Source organism: Vibrio sp. SCSIO 43133, from assembly GCF_023716845.1.
Classification (GTDB): domain Bacteria; phylum Pseudomonadota; class Gammaproteobacteria; order Enterobacterales; family Vibrionaceae; genus Vibrio; species Vibrio mediterranei.
On sequence record NZ_CP068025.1, the window covers coordinates 505636 to 522061 of the forward strand.

Below are 16426 nucleotides of genomic sequence, written 5' to 3' on the forward strand. Positions count from 1 at the left end.
AGAAAAACATCCATTTGGCTGATAGATCTACATCACTAATCTACGACTCAACAAACGCTCTGTTTTTGGTAATGTGATATTTTTTATAGCTCAAATTACTCAACTAATATTTAATAAAACGGAATTCACCTAAACAAGAAGCGTCGTTACTAGTGCCTGTTTTTTCACCACCTACTCTGCCGTCTAAGTATTATCGAGACAACTTCATACGTTTGTTGTTGCATGTTGAGTCTATCTACTCTGATTTATTGAAACAGAGTGAACGACATTGGATTGAATCGTTTCACACTCTTAGTGAAAACGCACAATGCCTTGTTATTCGGTTAATGACTCGCAAGGGGATTTGGTTTAGAGACGATAAACTGAACTATCCCGAGATCGGCTGTCTCGATTCACCTATATTAGAACTCATAGAGTATGGTTTTATAAGTACAGAGCCACCGACAAGTTCATTTGAACTCGCATCCACGTTGTTATCAAAACCTGAGATTCTCACTTTTTATTCAGGCCTAAAACGTACCGCTAAAAAGAACGAACTGATAGAACAGTTACATCACAAACAGCCTAATCATGTTCCGAAACTTCCGTTCACTGTCGTCAGATTGTTGGACGATGAGGTGTTACCCCTTCTTTGTTTACTATTCTTTGGAAATCGGCACCAAGAGTTTGCACAATTCGTTTTAGAGAACTTAGGAATTCATAAGTTCGAGAATTATGAAGTGTCTAAGGCAACTAGGTTGTTCAATAATAGAGCGGAAATCGACTCAACTCTTGAAATTACAGATCTAAGGATAGCGTACACAGAACTCACAAAGCCTTGTTCTAAGCTCATAAGGCAATTTGCTGACTTGCTCCCATCTGCAAACGGAAAGTACGCCACTAGACAATTAGACAAACTCACTAATTTAATCGCAAGAGATCTAGAACGACATGGCGACCTCGACCTCGCTTTGCGCTTGTTCGAGTCCTCCCGACTTCCGCCCTCGAGGGAGCGACAAGTTCGTATACTTATTCATCAAGAAAGATTCGAGGCAGCCATTAAACTTGCACTAACAATGATTAAAAACCCTCTAAGCATTGATGAGCAAGAAGTCGGAGAACGACTAAAAGCTAAACTCGACAGGAAATTAAAGACAACTCTTGAGAAGACGGTCAAACCTAGTTTTCCAGAACGTAGGTTCAATCTTGACTTATCTCATGAGCGTGTTGAGTTAGTTGTTTGCAATAAGTTATCTGATCTAGGATGGGAGGTTTTCTATTTAGAGAATCAGTTTCTCAACACTATGTTTGGCTTGGTATTTTGGGACATTATTTTTGCCCCTGTCGAAGGCGCTTTTATCAATCCATACCAACGCCAACCGCTCGATTTATATCATCCGTCATTTACTGAAAGGCGAAAAGGCGCAATCGAGCAAAGACTATCCGAAGTTAAACAAACTGGCATTAAACCGTACCTAAGCATTCTAGAAACCAAAAGAGATATTCAGAACCCATTCATTATTTGGGACCTAGTGGATACCGAATGGTTAGAGTTGGCAATGACATCCATTGACTATGAGCAATTAGCAGATTTGTTTGCTGTTCTTCTCTCAGACCTAAGAGCATATCGCAATGGTATGCCTGATCTTGTCGCGTTTAAAGGCAACGAATGGTTATGGTGCGAAGTAAAGGGACCTGGTGACAAACTTCAGAATAATCAAAAACGTTGGTTTAAACAGATGGATAGATTAAATATTAATTATGAAGTGTGTTACGTCAATCATGACTGAGTTAATGGCAAGCAAAAAAAACCAGCAATGATGCTGGTTTTTTTGAAATTCGACTTAGAAGTGTAAGTGAATCACAGATGTCGCAATGCACGCTGGGCGACGGATTCCTTCTATTTCTACGCGTATTTCACGCTCTATCTCAAGACCTTTCTTGATCGGTGTAACTTTGACCAAGGTACTCTTAGCACGAAGGTTACTACCTACCTTAACTGGATATGGGAACCTTACTTGGTTCAACCCGATATTTACCATCATCTTCGCAGTCGGAAATAGAGGTTTATCTGGGTCAACACTATCTGTTAGTGCTGGCAACAAAGACAGAGTTAAGAAACCATGTGCGATAGTGGTCTTAAATGGTGATTCTTGTTCTGCTCTTTCTGGATCAGTGTGGATCCACTGGTTATCTTCAGTAATTGATCCAAATTGATTGATTCGTTCTTGACCTACGTGAATCCAATTACCTTCATGAATCACAGTGCCAATTTTGTCTTGCAGTTCGTCAAATAGTGCCTGTGCTGCGGGCTTGAGCACAATTTCTGGTTCGACCTGTACTACATGTGGTTCATTTACTGCAGGCTTGTGATAGTCTCTGACCCATGCTAAAAAATTGCTATGGTTTGTCTTGTCGACAAACTCAGTCCAATATTCGCGAATAGTGGGCGACATCCATTGCATAAGCTCAGACTGATGCTTAACCGAATCAGCTCTTTGTTTAAACAATTTTACAACTTTCATCTTGACCTCAAATCTCAGTTCATAAGAACTAACCCTACTATTTTGAAGCATGTCCCTTCATCACGCAAACTTTTTCGAGCGAACACGCGTATTCTGAACGCTGTTTTATTGATAAATTTCAATATGTTAGCAATAAAAAACATTATTTTATTTAGCAGTAAAACTCGCTGAATATCCTCTTTTAGTAAAACAATCTTCTTGGAATCACACACATAACGAGCATCATGAGTAAATCGACATCACTTTGACTACATTTAACGCAGTCAGTGTTCCAAAGGCAATTTTCTTCTTTACAGCCCTTTCCTATGACTCTATTATTAGCGCCACAAAACGGAGAGATGGCTGAGTGGTTGAAAGCACCGGTCTTGAAAACCGGCATACGTTAATAGCGTATCTAGGGTTCAAATCCCTATCTCTCCGCCACATTCTAAAGCCTCGCTTAATGCGAGGCTTTTTTCTTTGTTCTACAATCCTCTATGCAATTCAAACTTGCAATCTCCTATGAAAAGAAACTAAGGTTCAGTAAGTTATCTTAGCCATAGGGACAAAAGGAACGTGAACTCTACTCTAGAAACAATACTCAACCACCGTTCTATTCGAAAATTTAAGCAGCAACCTATCGATAAGGATATTCTAAACACTATTCTTAAAGCTGGAATTGCCGCATCATCATCTAGCCTATTGCAAGTCGTCTCTATTATCAGGGTCACAGAGAAAGATAAGCGCAACAAACTGGTGGAACTTTCTGGCAATCAACCCTATGTGGCTCAAGCCGCTGAATTTCTCGTTTTCTGTATAGACTATCAGCGACACCAAGAGTTAAACCCAAACGTGAAAGTTGACTACACAGAGTTAGGTTTAATCGGTGCTATTGATGCCGGAATAATGGCACAGAACTGTTTAGTGGCGGCCGAGTCACTAGAGTTAGGCGGCGTCTATATCGGAGGCCTGAGAAATAAAGCGGCTGAAGTTGATGAGTTGTTAGGTTTGCCCCCGCACTCTGCGGTTCTTTTTGGGATGTGTTTAGGATATCCAGACCAAATCCCAGAGGTAAAACCACGCTTGCCTCTTGACGTCATTGTGCATGAAAATGAATACCATCAGCTAGATAAAAATGCGGTTGCACAATACGATGATGTGATGCTTTCCTATTACGCACATCGATCAACAAACCAAAAAAGCAGTACGTGGTCTTCACAAGTTACTAGTAAGCTAGAAGGTGAGTCTCGACCTCATATGCTCGGTTACCTAAACAGTAAAGGTTTGTTCAAACGCTAATTTCTACAGTAAGAACTCATGACTTAATCTCTTTCTAGTCATGAGTTCTTTCGTACAAAGCAATTCACTCTTTCGGGATCACTACTGTAAAACGGGCGCCACCAATGTGGCTTTCATCTACAGATACACTCCATCCTAAGTTTCTGCTTGCCTGAGCGACAATAGCTAACCCTAGACCGAATCCGCCATTGTTATGATTTCGCGAAGAGTCCAAGCGCGAGAAGGCGATAAATACTTCCTCTCGCTTTTCAATAGGGATGCCAGGACCATTATCTTCTACGTCCAAAGTCCAACATGAGTGGTACTCTCTCAAGGTGACATTGACTACCCCGCCACCGTAACGAAGTGCATTTTTAAGTAAGTTATCAATGACCAATTTGGACAAGCACTTAGAAGCCAAATACCTATCATTTAGGATGTTTGAATCTTTGATAAACTGAATTTGCTTAGTATCAGCAATAACATCGATACGTTTTTCAACTAGTTCAGAAACGGAAAATGCCTCGCGAGCGATTGGTAGTTCACCGCACCGACCGTTAGTAAGCCTCGATAACTTAAGAATATCACTGGTTAAATGGGAAATGTCTTCAATATAACTGTCTATGTCGTTAAAGAGTGTTTGTTTGTCCTTTGTATCCTCTCTTCTGAGTAAATCACTGGCCATTTGAATTCTAGTTAGGGGCGTTCGGATTTCATGAGGAATAGCCTGAGAAAACACCAGCGACTCTTTTACTCTTAGTTCGATATCATCAGCCATATCGTTAAAACTATGAGCGAGTTCTTTTATCGGTGAAATATGGAACACCTCAGAGCGAACACTAAGGTCACCTTGTCCAAATTTTGTCTGCACAGCTAATAGTTTGTTAATGCGCTTGTTAACTCTGTGCAACGGCAAGTAAATTAATCCTGCTAAAGCGATGCTCAATGTCACGAATAAGGCAAAAAAGAACTGGTTATCGCTGTCTTCATACCATTTAGCGTCAGCACTAAACGGGTCTTCGGTTTCTATAAAAAATAGTTGCTTGTTGGCACGTGGTATTGGGAAAGCGGCTACAAATAACTGGTTGTTTTTGATATAAACATCAATGCCATCTCTTCGTTTGAATAGTTCACAATCTGAACAGACGTCTGTAATGGAAGTAGTACTGTCCGATAGCATTAATTTGTAGTCGTAATACTGCAAAGAGGACATGCTGTTGAGCTTATGATGAAATCCGTGCCTCTCATGTTGACTATCGATATAATCTTGAATGTAAGAGTTACCATTGTCGATAAAAGAGCCAATATCCTCGTGTCTTAATAAAACATTCGTAACATTGATAAAGACGAAGAAGGTTAATACTAACCCTATTAGACTTTCTATGTACAAACAGGTAAACATGTTTTTCGGCTGAGACATTATTTTCATCGTTAGGCCTTAACCAGTCTGTATCCTTGGTTTCGAACTGTTTTGATAATTGCGTCATATATTTCAGCTTGAATCAGCTTTTTCCTTAAGCCTGAAATTCGCATATCGATCGAACGGTTGTAGGAACTGTACTCAATCCCTCTGACAACTCGACAACAATGCTCTCTAGAAACTGTTTTTCCCTTATTTTCAATAAGTAACTGAAGAATTTCAAACTCAGAGTTGGTGAGATTTAAAGGTTTCTGTTCATAGTATGCGGTCTGGTTCTCACTATTAACGACAATTCCATAAGCATCTGATATATATAAAGACTTTTCAGCTTGTTGGACAGGTTTATAACGGCGCATTAACGCTTCAATACGAGCAACAAGAATATGGCCTCTCACTGGTTTTGTTATATAGTCGTCAGCCCCTAACTTGAATAACGATACCTCACTCATTTCATCTTCTGCTGCCGTAACTACCATAATCATTCCAGAATAAAATGCGCGCGCTTCTCGACAAATATCCACCCCTGACTTTCCTGGTAACATTAAATCTAATATCACTAGATCGGGTTTAAGAGAATCGATTTTATTCAGAGCTATTGATCCGTCTTCAATCCAGTTGACTGTATAACCTTCTGCCTCCAAGAACATTTTGGTCAAATTTCCAATATGCATGTCATCTTCGATAAGCAAAATATTGCAATCCATAACTCCTCCTTAAAACGTAAACGCGCCGGAGTATATTGAAAGTTGAGCATTTCTCAATGCCAATATAAAAAAACATAAAAAAGTTTAGTATCACGGATTTTACAACGTTCTTGCTTACATTAGCTTACTTCGCCCAAATATACAGTACGCAACACCATTAAAATTAATACTTTAGTGGTATCACATTACTCATGGAACCGAGAAATTACATTTAATGACTAAATGTGACTAAATAATTATTGTACTCATACTTACAAATACCTTAATTGAGCACTGTAACTCCATTTGTACACCTAGATTTCTGCTCTGCATTTATTACTATCGCGCACAATTCAGAGGGTAGACTCACGTTTTATAACTGCCCCACTTCGTTTATAGGCATTAACGTATTTCAAATAATGTTGAGCTTGTAAAGGTTACCGTTAGAAATCATTAGGAAATAAAATGCATTTGATTAAGTTGCTAAGCTTTAGCGCAATGACACTAGCTATTGCTTCAGGTTGTAAGTCAGACAGCGATTCAAGTAATCCAACTTCACCCCCTCCAACACTTCCACCCTCGAAGACCGTGAACAACATATCAATTAGTCAAGTAAGTAAGACACTTCCACAAGAGCTTAACATCGCAAGCAATGCTGGTTTTAACCTCTACGTTTCAGTAACTCCTTCAGGTGCAGCGACGAGGCAATTGAGATCGTCAGGTATCAATGATGGTGCTATACATATCATGGCGTATTTCGATGAATCAAAATATCCAGATACTATAGAAAAGGAGAGGCATAGAACAATCGTCAACTACAAAATCGAACGAGCTACCAAGATTCTTCAACACCTGATGTCCAACGTCCCGAACTCACAGTATGGAGAGAATAAATCGTCAATCGCTGCACTCATGGCGCAACGAGAAGCGACATTGATAATGACGGAAAACGATGAGCAAAACCAAATGATGCTCACCAAATTATTTGTCGGCGAAGCGTTTCGTCAAAACAAAATAGATGATTGGGTATCAAAAGTTCCTTCTGCGTCAAGTATCCTTGATACTACATCAGAATTTAATTTCTTAAACTCTCTAATCCCGCTAGCGTCGTCTGATGAGGATCTCTTCGATAATATTATTACTTCGATCTTAACCGGTGTACAGCAAAGTCCCAATAGCCCCAAGTGGCTCATCAACAGCCAATCATTAATGTTCAGAGAGTTAACCCTTGAAGGTGACTGCCACTATATGAGTAACTTCGCGAACTATTGCGAAAACTTAGGTAAACATGCAGACAGAGACGCAGGGTTTGAGGAAATACTTCACTTGTTTCAAGCACAAGGTATCGCTCCTAATCCGACGTTTTATGCGTTTCAACAACAGATTCAACAACGAGCGCTCTCACTCTATACCGATCACGAAAACGGCCACTATTCACCATGGCAACCAACCAACAGTAGTTGGCAAGATTGGAAAAATGACGACATAGATCCAGCTATCGGACCAAGCTATTCTCATGAGTACTTTGCGGCTGCATTCGAAGCTTACATGGGGATGTGGGAGCACAAGAGCAAAGGTTTAGATAACTATCAAGCAGTGACTCGCTCTCAAATGCGTTCTATTGATACCGAGTCAGCCTTTTGGATAGAAAACATGTTCCACGACTACTTGCAATACACCGCAAATATCGATTCCAACGGTGTCAAGACGTATTACAACCACCGATTTCCACAAGGGGGCTTAACTCCGACGTTCAATATGTCGAAAAGTACGCATCCACCTCTTGAGCCCTATACCTTTAAGTCTCGCTGGCTAGTTAACGTAAAAATCATAGGTGATGCAACGATTAACCTTAGTGCCAACGACCAGAACAATCATATTGAAGGTAATAAAAAAGACAATGTGGTTGATGGTAAGGGTGGCGATGACGTCTATATCATTGATGAGGACTTTGCTAACTGCGTTATCACAGAGCAGAAATACGCAGTTGCAGTGCAATGCTCAAACACGGGAACAGATACCCTAGCGAATTTCGAGGCTATTCAGTTTAAAGATCGCACATACTCCCTCGTGCAATAAATTCCTGCTCTAGGAAGCAACCCTATTGGTTTGCTTCCTATCAATCTAAGTTACTTTCCAGTATTTTCATAGCATTGGGTTTTGCTAAGCCGAACCCTTGAAACAATGACACTCCATGCAATTGACAGCGCGTTAATGTGTCTTGATTTTCAATGCCCTCTGCTACAGTAGTTGCTCCTATTTTATTAGCAGTAGTTACCGCTTCTGAAATTTTTTCATCACACAATAAGACACTTCTATCAAGTTTTAAGTAGTCAGCTTTAATTTCTAGTGCGCGGTCTTTAGTGGAATAGTCTGTCCCATAGTCATCAAGTGCTGTCTGCACACCAAATTTCGCGAGTTTGCCCTTTCCCACGACAATAGCGCGAATGTCAGATTCTTTAAACTCGGTAATTTCAAACACTATTTGTGATGGCATTGCACCAAATTCACCTATCCGTGTCATAAAACGTTCAATGGCAAGAGGTTCATTTGCAAGTAACTCGAACACACACGGAGAGACGTTTAGGAATAACTTTCGTCTTCTAAAACGAGAACAAGAAAAGTTATGCAGGTGTAGCTTACAACATAGTATAGTACAGACGACATTTATCTCGACTTGTCGCTCTAAATCAGCAAAGTAACGCGCCGGATCAAGTTTCCGACCAGAGGTGTGCTTTATCCGAGCCAACCCCTCAAGTGCGACAAGCTCTAATTGTTGATTGAAAATTGGTTGGAACACACTAGTAAACTGAATGCCTTGATACACACCGGTGGCAAAGCCATCTGGTTGTATTTTTAACAGCTTTTGCACCGTGTCATATTTATTGGAATATATATTGCTAATGTCCATATTACGCAAGCAGTCCTTCCTTTGCGGGTTGCAGCACGAATTATCGGCGCAATAGTACCAAACCCCTGTGAGGAGATACGTAATACCATGTAAGCAAAGCACTTTGTTTGAGCCGCGTATTGGAATTGAGGCAAAACAATGCAGAAAGATAAGATCAAAAAAGAGCCGCCTAGGCGACTCTTTTATCAGGACTTGGATTAAAAGTTAATTAACCTTCTTTACCAAATACGTTGTTCTCTTGCTCTTGTACACGGATGAACGTGGTACGCTTAGTTAGCTCTTTCAGTTTCGCTGCGCCTACGTATGTACAAGTTGAACGAACGCCACCAAGAATGTCTTGGATTGTGTTGTTTACGTCACCACGGTAAGGCAGAAGAACCGTCTTACCTTCAGCTGCACGGTAGTTAGCAACACCACCAGAGTGTTTGTCCATAGCAGACTGAGAAGACATACCGTAGAACTTCATAAATTGCTTACCATCTTGCTCGATGATTTCGCCACCAGATTGCTCATGACCAGCTAACATACCACCTAGCATTACGAAGTCTGCGCCGCCACCGAAAGCTTTAGCAACATCACCCGCACACGCACAACCACCATCACCAATGATCATGCCACCTAGGCCGTGTGCAGCGTCAGCACACTCGATGATTGCAGAAAGCTGTGGGTAACCAACACCTGTCTTAACACGTGTAGTACATACTGAACCAGGACCGATACCTACTTTAACGATATCCGCGCCAGCTAGAATCAGCTCTTCACACATATCGCCAGTTACTACGTTACCTGCTGAAATCGTTTTCGTTGGGAATTCAGCTCGTACTTTTTGTACAAACTCAACTAGGTGCTCTGAGTAACCGTTTGCAATATCGATACAAATGAATTCTAGATCTTCGCTTAATGCTAAGATTTCTTTTGTTTTCTCGAAATCACGCTCAGACGTGCCCGTTGATACGAATACTTTGTTCAATGTTTCTTTTGTTGCACCAGCAACAAACTCAGCCCACTGCTCTACTGTGTAATGCTTATGCATCGCAGTCATTACACCATGTTGTGCTAGCGCTGTAGCCATTTCAAAACTACCAACAGAATCCATGTTAGCTGCAATTACTGGTGTACCAGACCATTGACGACCACTGTGCTTGAATGTAAAATCGCGGGTTAAATTTACTTGAGAACGACTTTTCAGTGTTGAACGCTTAGGGCGAAACAGTACATCTTTAAAGCCTAACTTAAGTTCTTGTTCGATACGCATTGTGTAAATTCCTTGATTTATATAGTACATGTTCCAGTGGGCATATGACTAAGCATAGTGCGTTGGCTCTCCGTTGGCAGACGGTTTACCTTTCTTCGGACACAAAAAAACCGGAGCGTTGGCAGACGCTCCGGTTTTCAGCATTATAGGTCGCGAAAATAATCTCGCAAGACTGATATTTTAATTTTTTTTGTGTTACCATTCCGACAAGTTGCAAATCCGCTGATTATCAATCCTATCTTAACGAAATAAAATCTCTCCAACCCTCTGATATAACAGAAAAAACCCACGTTATTTACATAAACAAGCTTACTTTAGCACTCGACGCAAACGTTTTTGCACTGTGCAAATATCGAGCTCTCAACACCTGAATGTGCATTTATTAACCGATTTTTGTGGTTATTCTTGTTATCTATTAGCTCATTTTTACCGATTGATTCGGAAAAAAACCGCTATTTTATATAACCTCTGAACTGTTCAAATCAAAAGTCATTGTTCTTATCGCCATCACGAATACTTCAAACGCTTAAGATGAAACATAATTGTCATGATTTCGAACTAATCGAATTTGTGGGAGTAAATCAGAAGCTAGCATGCCTACTTCTCCATGTTCCTTTGACTCCTGGTCAGCCGCAAGGCTGTGAATCAAAGTGCCAAGAGTTGCAGACTGCATGTTGTTTTTTCCCTGTCCTAATAGAGCTAAGATTGTTCCAGTCAATAAATCACCCATTCCACCACTGGACATCCCTGGGTTTCCTGCATGACAGACAACCATAGACTGACCATCATAAATCAGTGTTCCTGCACCTTTCAGTACCACTACTCCACCGTAAGTTTTTTGTAATGCTCTAATTGCCTGAAAACGGTCCTTCTCTATATCACTTATACGACAGTTTAATAATTGTGCGGCCTCACCTGGATGAGGTGTGATGATATGGTTCTTCAAGACAGCTGTGTCACTTTGTATCTGGTTAAGCCAATATAGGCCATCTGCATCAATGACGACTGGAAGATCCAACGACATCGCCAACTTCAGTGTTTGGTCAAAAACTTTAGCGGACCAAGCTGTTCGTCCTAACCCCACACCAATTGCGATGGCGGAGCTCCAATTCACGCGCTCAGTCAATGATTGGGTGGTGCACGCATCAATCATCGCCTCTGGTAGCAACGTTCTTATTGGTGTGACACTCGCTTCGTGGGTTAAGACGGCGCAAAGCCCACCTCCTGCTCTCAAACAAGCCGCAGAAGCCAGATAAGCCGCCCCACTCATTCCATTGTTTGCACCAACCACTAGCAACTTTCCATGCGTTCCTTTGTGAGAATCTTTTGCTCTTTGCGGAAGATAACTCATCCAATGATTGTTGGTTAATACGACGTTTGCTTTATTCTGTTGAGCAAACTCCCTATCTACCCCTAATCCAGCAAAATGCAGGTGTCCTGTAAATGCTCTAGCTCGACCCGTAACTAACCCTTGTTTGACGCCGATAAAAGTCACGGTTCTATCAGCTTTGATCGCGTTTCCCAAAACAACACCGGTATCAGTATCAAGTCCAGAAGGAGTATCTATCGAGATGATTGGCTTAGAAGACTGGTTTAAACGATCAAACACATGAGAATAGAAAGGACGTACTTCACCTGAAATACCTGTCCCTAATAAAGCATCAATAATAACGTCAATGTCATCCGCAACCACGTTTTCCGGCGAATCAATAACGCCACCAGCGGCAAGAAATTCATCTCTAGCTCGCAATGCGTCACCTTTAAGTGCGCTTGAATCGCCGATTTGCCAAACCGTAACGTCATAACCTGCACTAAGACTTAGTTTAGCGACGATATACCCATCGCCGCCATTGTTACCCTTACCGCAGCAAACTAGCAGTTTTCGAGTCTCTGAATAGTAAGTTTGTATAAGTTCAAATACTGACGCACCAGCCTGCTGCATTAAGGTATACATTTCTATACCCAATTGTTGAGCTACGATCTTCTCTCCTTCGCGAACTTGTTGCGAAGTGAAGAGCGATTCAGGCAAGGATGTTATATTTTGGTTCGAAGAGATCATTGTGTGCTCCCGTTTAACCCTAGTGTCAGCTTGTTGGGCAACAAGTGAGGGGCGACAAAGCTTTAGCTATTCGCTTTATTGGTATTTATCCAAATGTTAGCAAACGGGGCACTACAAAGGTGTGAATGAGATTACAAGTTAAAACGGAGGCCAGAAAATATGCAGCGCAAACCTCAAGACAATGGCGAAAATGATCAAAGCCACACCTAATCGATAACGTTTGTATTCATCAACGCTCATGGGAACGCGTTTATAGAACATCGTGACGACGCCCTTCCAATCTTGACTACGACGACCATATTGCACGATACCTGTGATAATGAACAATACACCGGCAAGTAACAGAAGTTTCTCTGTCCAAAAAACACCTTGCTCTATCATAACCCAACTCACTCCTTAAACTGGTTCGTAACTAGTTTATGATGGAAAGGCGTAATTTTCTGTAGAACTATAGTCTAATAGCGCACTTGTCATTAGGTCTGAAGCGATGTCTCGCCAACCGTCAATTTCTTCAATTAGATGTTGATGTTGTTTTTCTGTCACACTGTTGAGCGCAAGAGCTATGTATTTTTCTGCCACTAGTCGATTGTTAGCGATTTTAAGTTTTAGTTTCTCGCTATAAAAACTCTCACTGTCATTTAACAAACGCTGAAATTCTGGTTGAAAGTAGCCTAGGTCCGAGCGCCGGTTAAGCAGCTGGCGCATAAAGTGTTGCATCTGCTGACGATGGGCTTGCCAATCAAATACAGTAACATCCATTTCATTTGCCCAACGACTCGCAAGTGTTTTTTGCTGCTCCGTCAGAGGTCCGAACCAACGCTCCAAATTCTCTTCAATTCGCTGTTGGTAAATAAGTCGAACATCTTCGTCTTGGAGGCCTTGATACTTTTTAATGAACTTCTCGTCTTTCTGCTCTAAATTTTCAAGTAACTCTTTCACTTGTTTATCTGTCATCTGTTGTGTCAATGCATACAGATCAGGGGTAATCTGAGCGACTAATCGTTTAGTATGTTGCCTCACCTGTTCCATCTGCAAAGAAACATATTCTGCATCTACAGTTTTTGGGTCCTTATTTCGTATGTCCGTCAACTGTTGTAGGTAACGAGGCAATTCATTGGACTTATGCCAATCACCAAGAACAAGAATACGCTCAGTTAATATTTCCTCCTGGCCGTCTTCAAGCGTTACATAGCCATCAATATAATCAACAATGAACCAATCCAAATTGCTATATAAAAACTTGGTTGTACACCCAGTTACAATTAACAAGCTGACAAATAAACCAAAACTCTTAACCCAACCAACCTTTTTCATTTAAATACTTCTTCCTTAATGTACGTTCATGCGGACTTATACGAAGTTTAAGATAAGATTAGATTGAAAATGACTAAAGCGCCCAACTTTGAGCGCTTTTTAACTTGTTTAAATTTGTGGTCTTGCCGTTGAGTGTGTTGACGGTGGAAGGTGAGGTAAAGTGATCTCAGGCTGCTCGCCTGTAAGCGATCTTAAGAATGCAGTGATTTTCTTCGATTCATCTTTAGTTAAGCTTTGTCCTAACTGAATATCTGCCATTACTTCCACTGCTTCTTGCAGATCCCATACAGACCCGTCATGGAAGTATGGGTAGGTAAGTTCGATATTACGGAGTGTTGGCACTTTAAATACATATTTATCGAAATCCTTTCCTGTTACGGCGGCTCTACCGATGTCTGGATTATCTGTTTTAAATGCTTTAACCAAGCCCATTTTTTGGTACATCTGGCCTCCTGCTAGTGGTCCACTATGACAAGCGGTACAGCCTTTTCGCTTAAACAGTGCGTAACCTTCAACCTGTTCAGCAGTCAACGCTGAATCATCCCCCTTTAGCCACTTATCGAACGCCGCGTTGGGGGTGCGAAGTGTTTTTTCAAACGTTGCAATGGCATCTGTTACTTCATTAATGGTAAAGCTCTTTGAACCATACGCACTTTCAAACCACTGTTGGTATTGAGGGATGGATTGCAAAGTCCCAATAGCGAGTTCATGTGAAAACGCCATTTCTATCGGGTTTTCAATAGGCCCTGCGGCTTGCTCTTGAAGGTCTTTCGCACGTCCGTTCCAGAACTGTACGAAGTTTAAATCTGAGTTAAGAACCGTCGGTGAATTGATAGGTCCAATTGCCCACTTATGACCAATAGAGCTCGGAAGGTTATCAACGCCACCTTTCGCCACATTGTGGCAAGAATTACACGAGATCGTATTGGATGCAGATAACCTTGGTTCAAACCAAAGGGCTTTACCCAAGTCGACCTTTTGTTGGTCCAAGCCAACAACGGGTTCAATCACCTTGATCGGCTCTTGATCTTGCCTTTTCGCATTAACGTTAAATGCGATACCTACTGCTATTGCTGTTACTATTACATTTCTCATTGCTTATTCCTTTGCGCAAATATGTAAATATTAAATACAAGCGAATACCGACGATATATATCGTCTCGTTAGGTTATAATTATTATTAAATTCAACGAACTTATGGCTTATTTGTTCGTCGCAATAAAACAGTAAGGAAATATTAATCGCTTTTACAATGCAAAATTTAGATTAAGATTATGAAAAAAAGGAATGTAAAGTTTAACAAGCTGCCATCTGCCTTTATTTATGGGGATTTGAAAAATAATGAGAAATTAGTCATTACATTAACTCTACATTTTGTTTACACACTTTATTGATTTAAATCAACCAGGAAATTTATCGTTAGAAAAGAAACGATACACTAGCTCTATTTGTTTCTTCATCGCATTTCTCTAGTGAATTCCCAAAAGTCCGCCATATGCATTTCACCTAACGCTATACGTAATAACCGATATTCCAAATTGACACACCGATTTCGTTAACATGCTTCCAAATCAACCGGAGTATCCCCTATGAAAAAACCTTTATTTTCTTTACTGTTAGCCTCTACATTTGCTTTGCCTAGCTACGCAAACATCATCGTTGATATGCAAGGTGTGGATGAAAAAGACTACATCTACGATCTACACAAGTGCGAAGAGATGTCTGGACAAGTACAGAAACAAAAATCATCAGGTGGAGCAATAAGCGGCGCTGCTAAAGGGGCTGCTTTAGGTTCAGCTGGCGTAGCAATCGCTGGTGGATCGGGTACTGAAGGTGCGAAAAAAGGTGCTGCAGTGGGAATGGCGGCTGGTGTTCTTGGCCGTAACCGCGCTAATCGTGAAAACTCAGAACAATATAAACAAGACAAGCAGACAGTAGTTAAAAACTGTATGACTAACCGTGGTTACGTGGTACTGAACTAATAATTGCTAAGTTCCTACCCAACAATTATAGTTGCCTTACATTAGCTAAATGGTATCGACTTGCCGATGAACGATCTCAATGCGCTACGCGTATTCTTAACCTTGATGCAAACGCAATCTACGTTAAAAACAGCCAAAGCATTAGGTCGTTCTCAGTCCTACGTCTCTAAAACGCTGGCTCAATTAAGGATCGACTTAGCGGACCCGCTGTTTGTACGCAGTGCAGAAGGCTTATCTCCGACTAGTTATGCTCAAAACATTGAGCCTAAACTAAAAAGTGCCCTTGCAGATATTACCGATGCTTTAAAGCCAGATACCTTCAATCCGAAATCTGTCGATAAAATCACTTTACACATCATCGAGCCCTACTTAATCGGCTGTGGCAAAGAAATTATTAATGCCATTCGCACGCATACATCAGCACCTATTGAAATTAGGCAATGGAATAAAGGCTCAGAGTCGTTGCTTCTGACGGAAGAAGTCGATCTTGCAGTCCATGCTCTGACTGACAAGCCTCAATCTATTTATCAGAAATATATTCACACGGGTACTGGTGTGTTATATGGCAACACGGACGGAGAATACGTTAAGTATATGGTTGCTGATCTAAATGAGCATATTGATTGGTACAAGCTACTTGATAGTGACGCACAAGCAACCATTTTCGTGGATAACCATGCATTGATGACACAGTTAATGGAACAATGTTACACATTGCGGTATATCACGTCCGAAACACCAGAAAAAGCTCCCTTACATTTAGACATGGCTATCTTAACCAAGGCGTCGCGTAAAAATGAAGAAAAGGTAAAATGGCTCATAGAAATCGTTGAACCAATTCTGCGACGTTATACCCCTCTTTCCTACAGCAACACACCCAACTGATACAAAGACATAGTTCACATATATAGGAAATCTGCGTCCGTTATTTCTTATAAATGAGCAATAGGCTGTTCTTTTGATATGAAACCCGTTTTATTCCTTTGATAAAAAAGAGCTCCTCACCTATTTTTAGCAGTGATGTAATACATCGTACAGTTA

14 protein-coding genes and 1 tRNA gene are annotated in these 16426 nt (G+C 40.9%); 6 read left to right on the forward strand and 9 right to left on the reverse strand.

Annotated elements, in window-relative coordinates:
• Positions 1-152 precede the first annotated feature (152 nt).
• Positions 153-1769 (forward strand): VRR-NUC domain-containing protein, encoded by a 1617-nt coding sequence (locus JKJ11_RS26190; protein WP_503061218.1) that lies wholly within the window; start codon positions 153-155, stop codon positions 1767-1769.
• Positions 1770-1823: 54 nt separating this feature from the next.
• Here JKJ11_RS26190 and JKJ11_RS19145 read toward each other — a convergent pair whose 3' ends face one another.
• Positions 1824-2504: a MaoC family dehydratase gene (locus JKJ11_RS19145; protein WP_006075750.1), complete on the reverse strand. Its 681-nt coding sequence runs from the start codon at positions 2502-2504 to the stop codon at positions 1824-1826.
• A 332-nt stretch (positions 2505-2836) separates the two neighbouring features.
• Between JKJ11_RS19145 and JKJ11_RS19150 the strand changes: the two genes are divergently transcribed.
• Both JKJ11_RS19150 and nfsA read left to right on the forward strand, forming a co-directional pair.
• Positions 2837-2927, forward strand: a tRNA-Ser gene (locus tag JKJ11_RS19150).
• Positions 2928-3059: 132 nt separating this feature from the next.
• On the forward strand, positions 3060-3782 hold the full coding sequence (nfsA, locus tag JKJ11_RS19155; RefSeq protein ID WP_252039791.1) for an oxygen-insensitive NADPH nitroreductase: 723 nt from the start codon (positions 3060-3062) through the stop codon (positions 3780-3782).
• Between the two features lie 64 nt (positions 3783-3846).
• On the opposite strand, the gene JKJ11_RS19160 is transcribed toward nfsA, so the two are convergent.
• Positions 3847-5181, reverse strand: coding sequence for a sensor histidine kinase (locus JKJ11_RS19160; RefSeq protein ID WP_252039792.1), 1335 nt, complete (start codon positions 5179-5181; stop codon positions 3847-3849).
• An 11-nt stretch (positions 5182-5192) separates the two neighbouring features.
• On the reverse strand, positions 5193-5885 hold the full coding sequence (locus JKJ11_RS19165) for a response regulator transcription factor (RefSeq protein WP_252039794.1): 693 nt from the start codon (positions 5883-5885) through the stop codon (positions 5193-5195).
• 444 nt (positions 5886-6329) lie between these two features.
• On the opposite strand from JKJ11_RS19165, the gene JKJ11_RS19170 reads away from it, so the two are divergent.
• Positions 6330-7943 (forward strand): hypothetical protein, encoded by a 1614-nt coding sequence (locus JKJ11_RS19170; RefSeq protein ID WP_252039796.1) that lies wholly within the window; start codon positions 6330-6332, stop codon positions 7941-7943.
• A 40-nt stretch (positions 7944-7983) separates the two neighbouring features.
• On the opposite strand, the gene JKJ11_RS19175 is transcribed toward JKJ11_RS19170, so the two are convergent.
• The 6 genes from JKJ11_RS19175 to JKJ11_RS19200 all read right to left on the reverse strand — a co-directional run bounded on the left by JKJ11_RS19175 (position 7984) and on the right by JKJ11_RS19200 (position 14498).
• Positions 7984-8775: an EAL domain-containing protein gene (locus JKJ11_RS19175; protein ID WP_031494271.1), complete on the reverse strand. Its 792-nt coding sequence runs from the start codon at positions 8773-8775 to the stop codon at positions 7984-7986.
• A gap of 208 nt (positions 8776-8983) precedes the next feature.
• The gene (locus JKJ11_RS19180; protein ID WP_006073644.1) at positions 8984-10030 is read right to left on the reverse strand and encodes a GMP reductase; all 1047 of its coding nucleotides are present in this window, start codon (positions 10028-10030) and stop codon (positions 8984-8986) included.
• A gap of 526 nt (positions 10031-10556) precedes the next feature.
• A complete protein-coding gene (locus JKJ11_RS19185; RefSeq protein ID WP_252039797.1) occupies positions 10557-12089 on the reverse strand; it encodes an NAD(P)H-hydrate dehydratase in 1533 nt (510 codons plus the stop codon).
• Positions 12090-12227: 138 nt separating this feature from the next.
• Positions 12228-12470, reverse strand: coding sequence for a hypothetical protein (locus JKJ11_RS19190; protein ID WP_252039798.1), 243 nt, complete (start codon positions 12468-12470; stop codon positions 12228-12230).
• A gap of 36 nt (positions 12471-12506) precedes the next feature.
• Positions 12507-13403 (reverse strand): DUF6279 family lipoprotein, encoded by an 897-nt coding sequence (locus JKJ11_RS19195; protein ID WP_252039799.1) that lies wholly within the window; start codon positions 13401-13403, stop codon positions 12507-12509.
• 108 nt (positions 13404-13511) lie between these two features.
• Positions 13512-14498 (reverse strand): cytochrome-c peroxidase, encoded by a 987-nt coding sequence (locus JKJ11_RS19200; RefSeq protein WP_252039801.1) that lies wholly within the window; start codon positions 14496-14498, stop codon positions 13512-13514.
• A gap of 494 nt (positions 14499-14992) precedes the next feature.
• On the opposite strand from JKJ11_RS19200, the gene JKJ11_RS19205 reads away from it, so the two are divergent.
• Together JKJ11_RS19205 and JKJ11_RS19210 are read left to right on the forward strand one after the other, a co-directional pair.
• The gene (locus JKJ11_RS19205) at positions 14993-15385 is read left to right on the forward strand and encodes a glycine zipper family protein (RefSeq protein ID WP_006073632.1); all 393 of its coding nucleotides are present in this window, start codon (positions 14993-14995) and stop codon (positions 15383-15385) included.
• A 66-nt stretch (positions 15386-15451) separates the two neighbouring features.
• On the forward strand, positions 15452-16270 hold the full coding sequence (locus JKJ11_RS19210; protein ID WP_006073630.1) for a LysR family transcriptional regulator: 819 nt from the start codon (positions 15452-15454) through the stop codon (positions 16268-16270).
• Positions 16271-16426: the final 156 nt, after the last annotated feature.

What these genes read in the sequence shown, in the direction of transcription:
- JKJ11_RS19145 (WP_006075750.1), bottom strand. Translation starts at nt 2,504, where the DNA reads ATGAAAGTTGTAAAATTGTTTAAACAAAGAGCTGATTCGGTTAAGCAT.
- JKJ11_RS19160 (WP_252039792.1), bottom strand. Translation starts at nt 5,181, where the DNA reads ATGTCTCAGCCGAAAAACATGTTTACCTGTTTGTACATAGAAAGTCTA.
- JKJ11_RS19165 (WP_252039794.1), bottom strand. Translation starts at nt 5,885, where the DNA reads ATGGATTGCAATATTTTGCTTATCGAAGATGACATGCATATTGGAAAT.
- JKJ11_RS19170 (WP_252039796.1), top strand. Translation starts at nt 6,330, where the DNA reads ATGCATTTGATTAAGTTGCTAAGCTTTAGCGCAATGACACTAGCTATT.
- JKJ11_RS19175 (WP_031494271.1), bottom strand. Translation starts at nt 8,775, where the DNA reads ATGGACATTAGCAATATATATTCCAATAAATATGACACGGTGCAAAAG.
- JKJ11_RS19180 (WP_006073644.1), bottom strand. Translation starts at nt 10,030, where the DNA reads ATGCGTATCGAACAAGAACTTAAGTTAGGCTTTAAAGATGTACTGTTT.
- JKJ11_RS19185 (WP_252039797.1), bottom strand. Translation starts at nt 12,089, where the DNA reads ATGATCTCTTCGAACCAAAATATAACATCCTTGCCTGAATCGCTCTTC.
- JKJ11_RS19190 (WP_252039798.1), bottom strand. Translation starts at nt 12,470, where the DNA reads ATGATAGAGCAAGGTGTTTTTTGGACAGAGAAACTTCTGTTACTTGCC.
- JKJ11_RS19195 (WP_252039799.1), bottom strand. Translation starts at nt 13,403, where the DNA reads ATGAAAAAGGTTGGTTGGGTTAAGAGTTTTGGTTTATTTGTCAGCTTG.
- JKJ11_RS19200 (WP_252039801.1), bottom strand. Translation starts at nt 14,498, where the DNA reads ATGAGAAATGTAATAGTAACAGCAATAGCAGTAGGTATCGCATTTAAC.
- JKJ11_RS19205 (WP_006073632.1), top strand. Translation starts at nt 14,993, where the DNA reads ATGAAAAAACCTTTATTTTCTTTACTGTTAGCCTCTACATTTGCTTTG.
- JKJ11_RS19210 (WP_006073630.1), top strand. Translation starts at nt 15,452, where the DNA reads ATGAACGATCTCAATGCGCTACGCGTATTCTTAACCTTGATGCAAACG.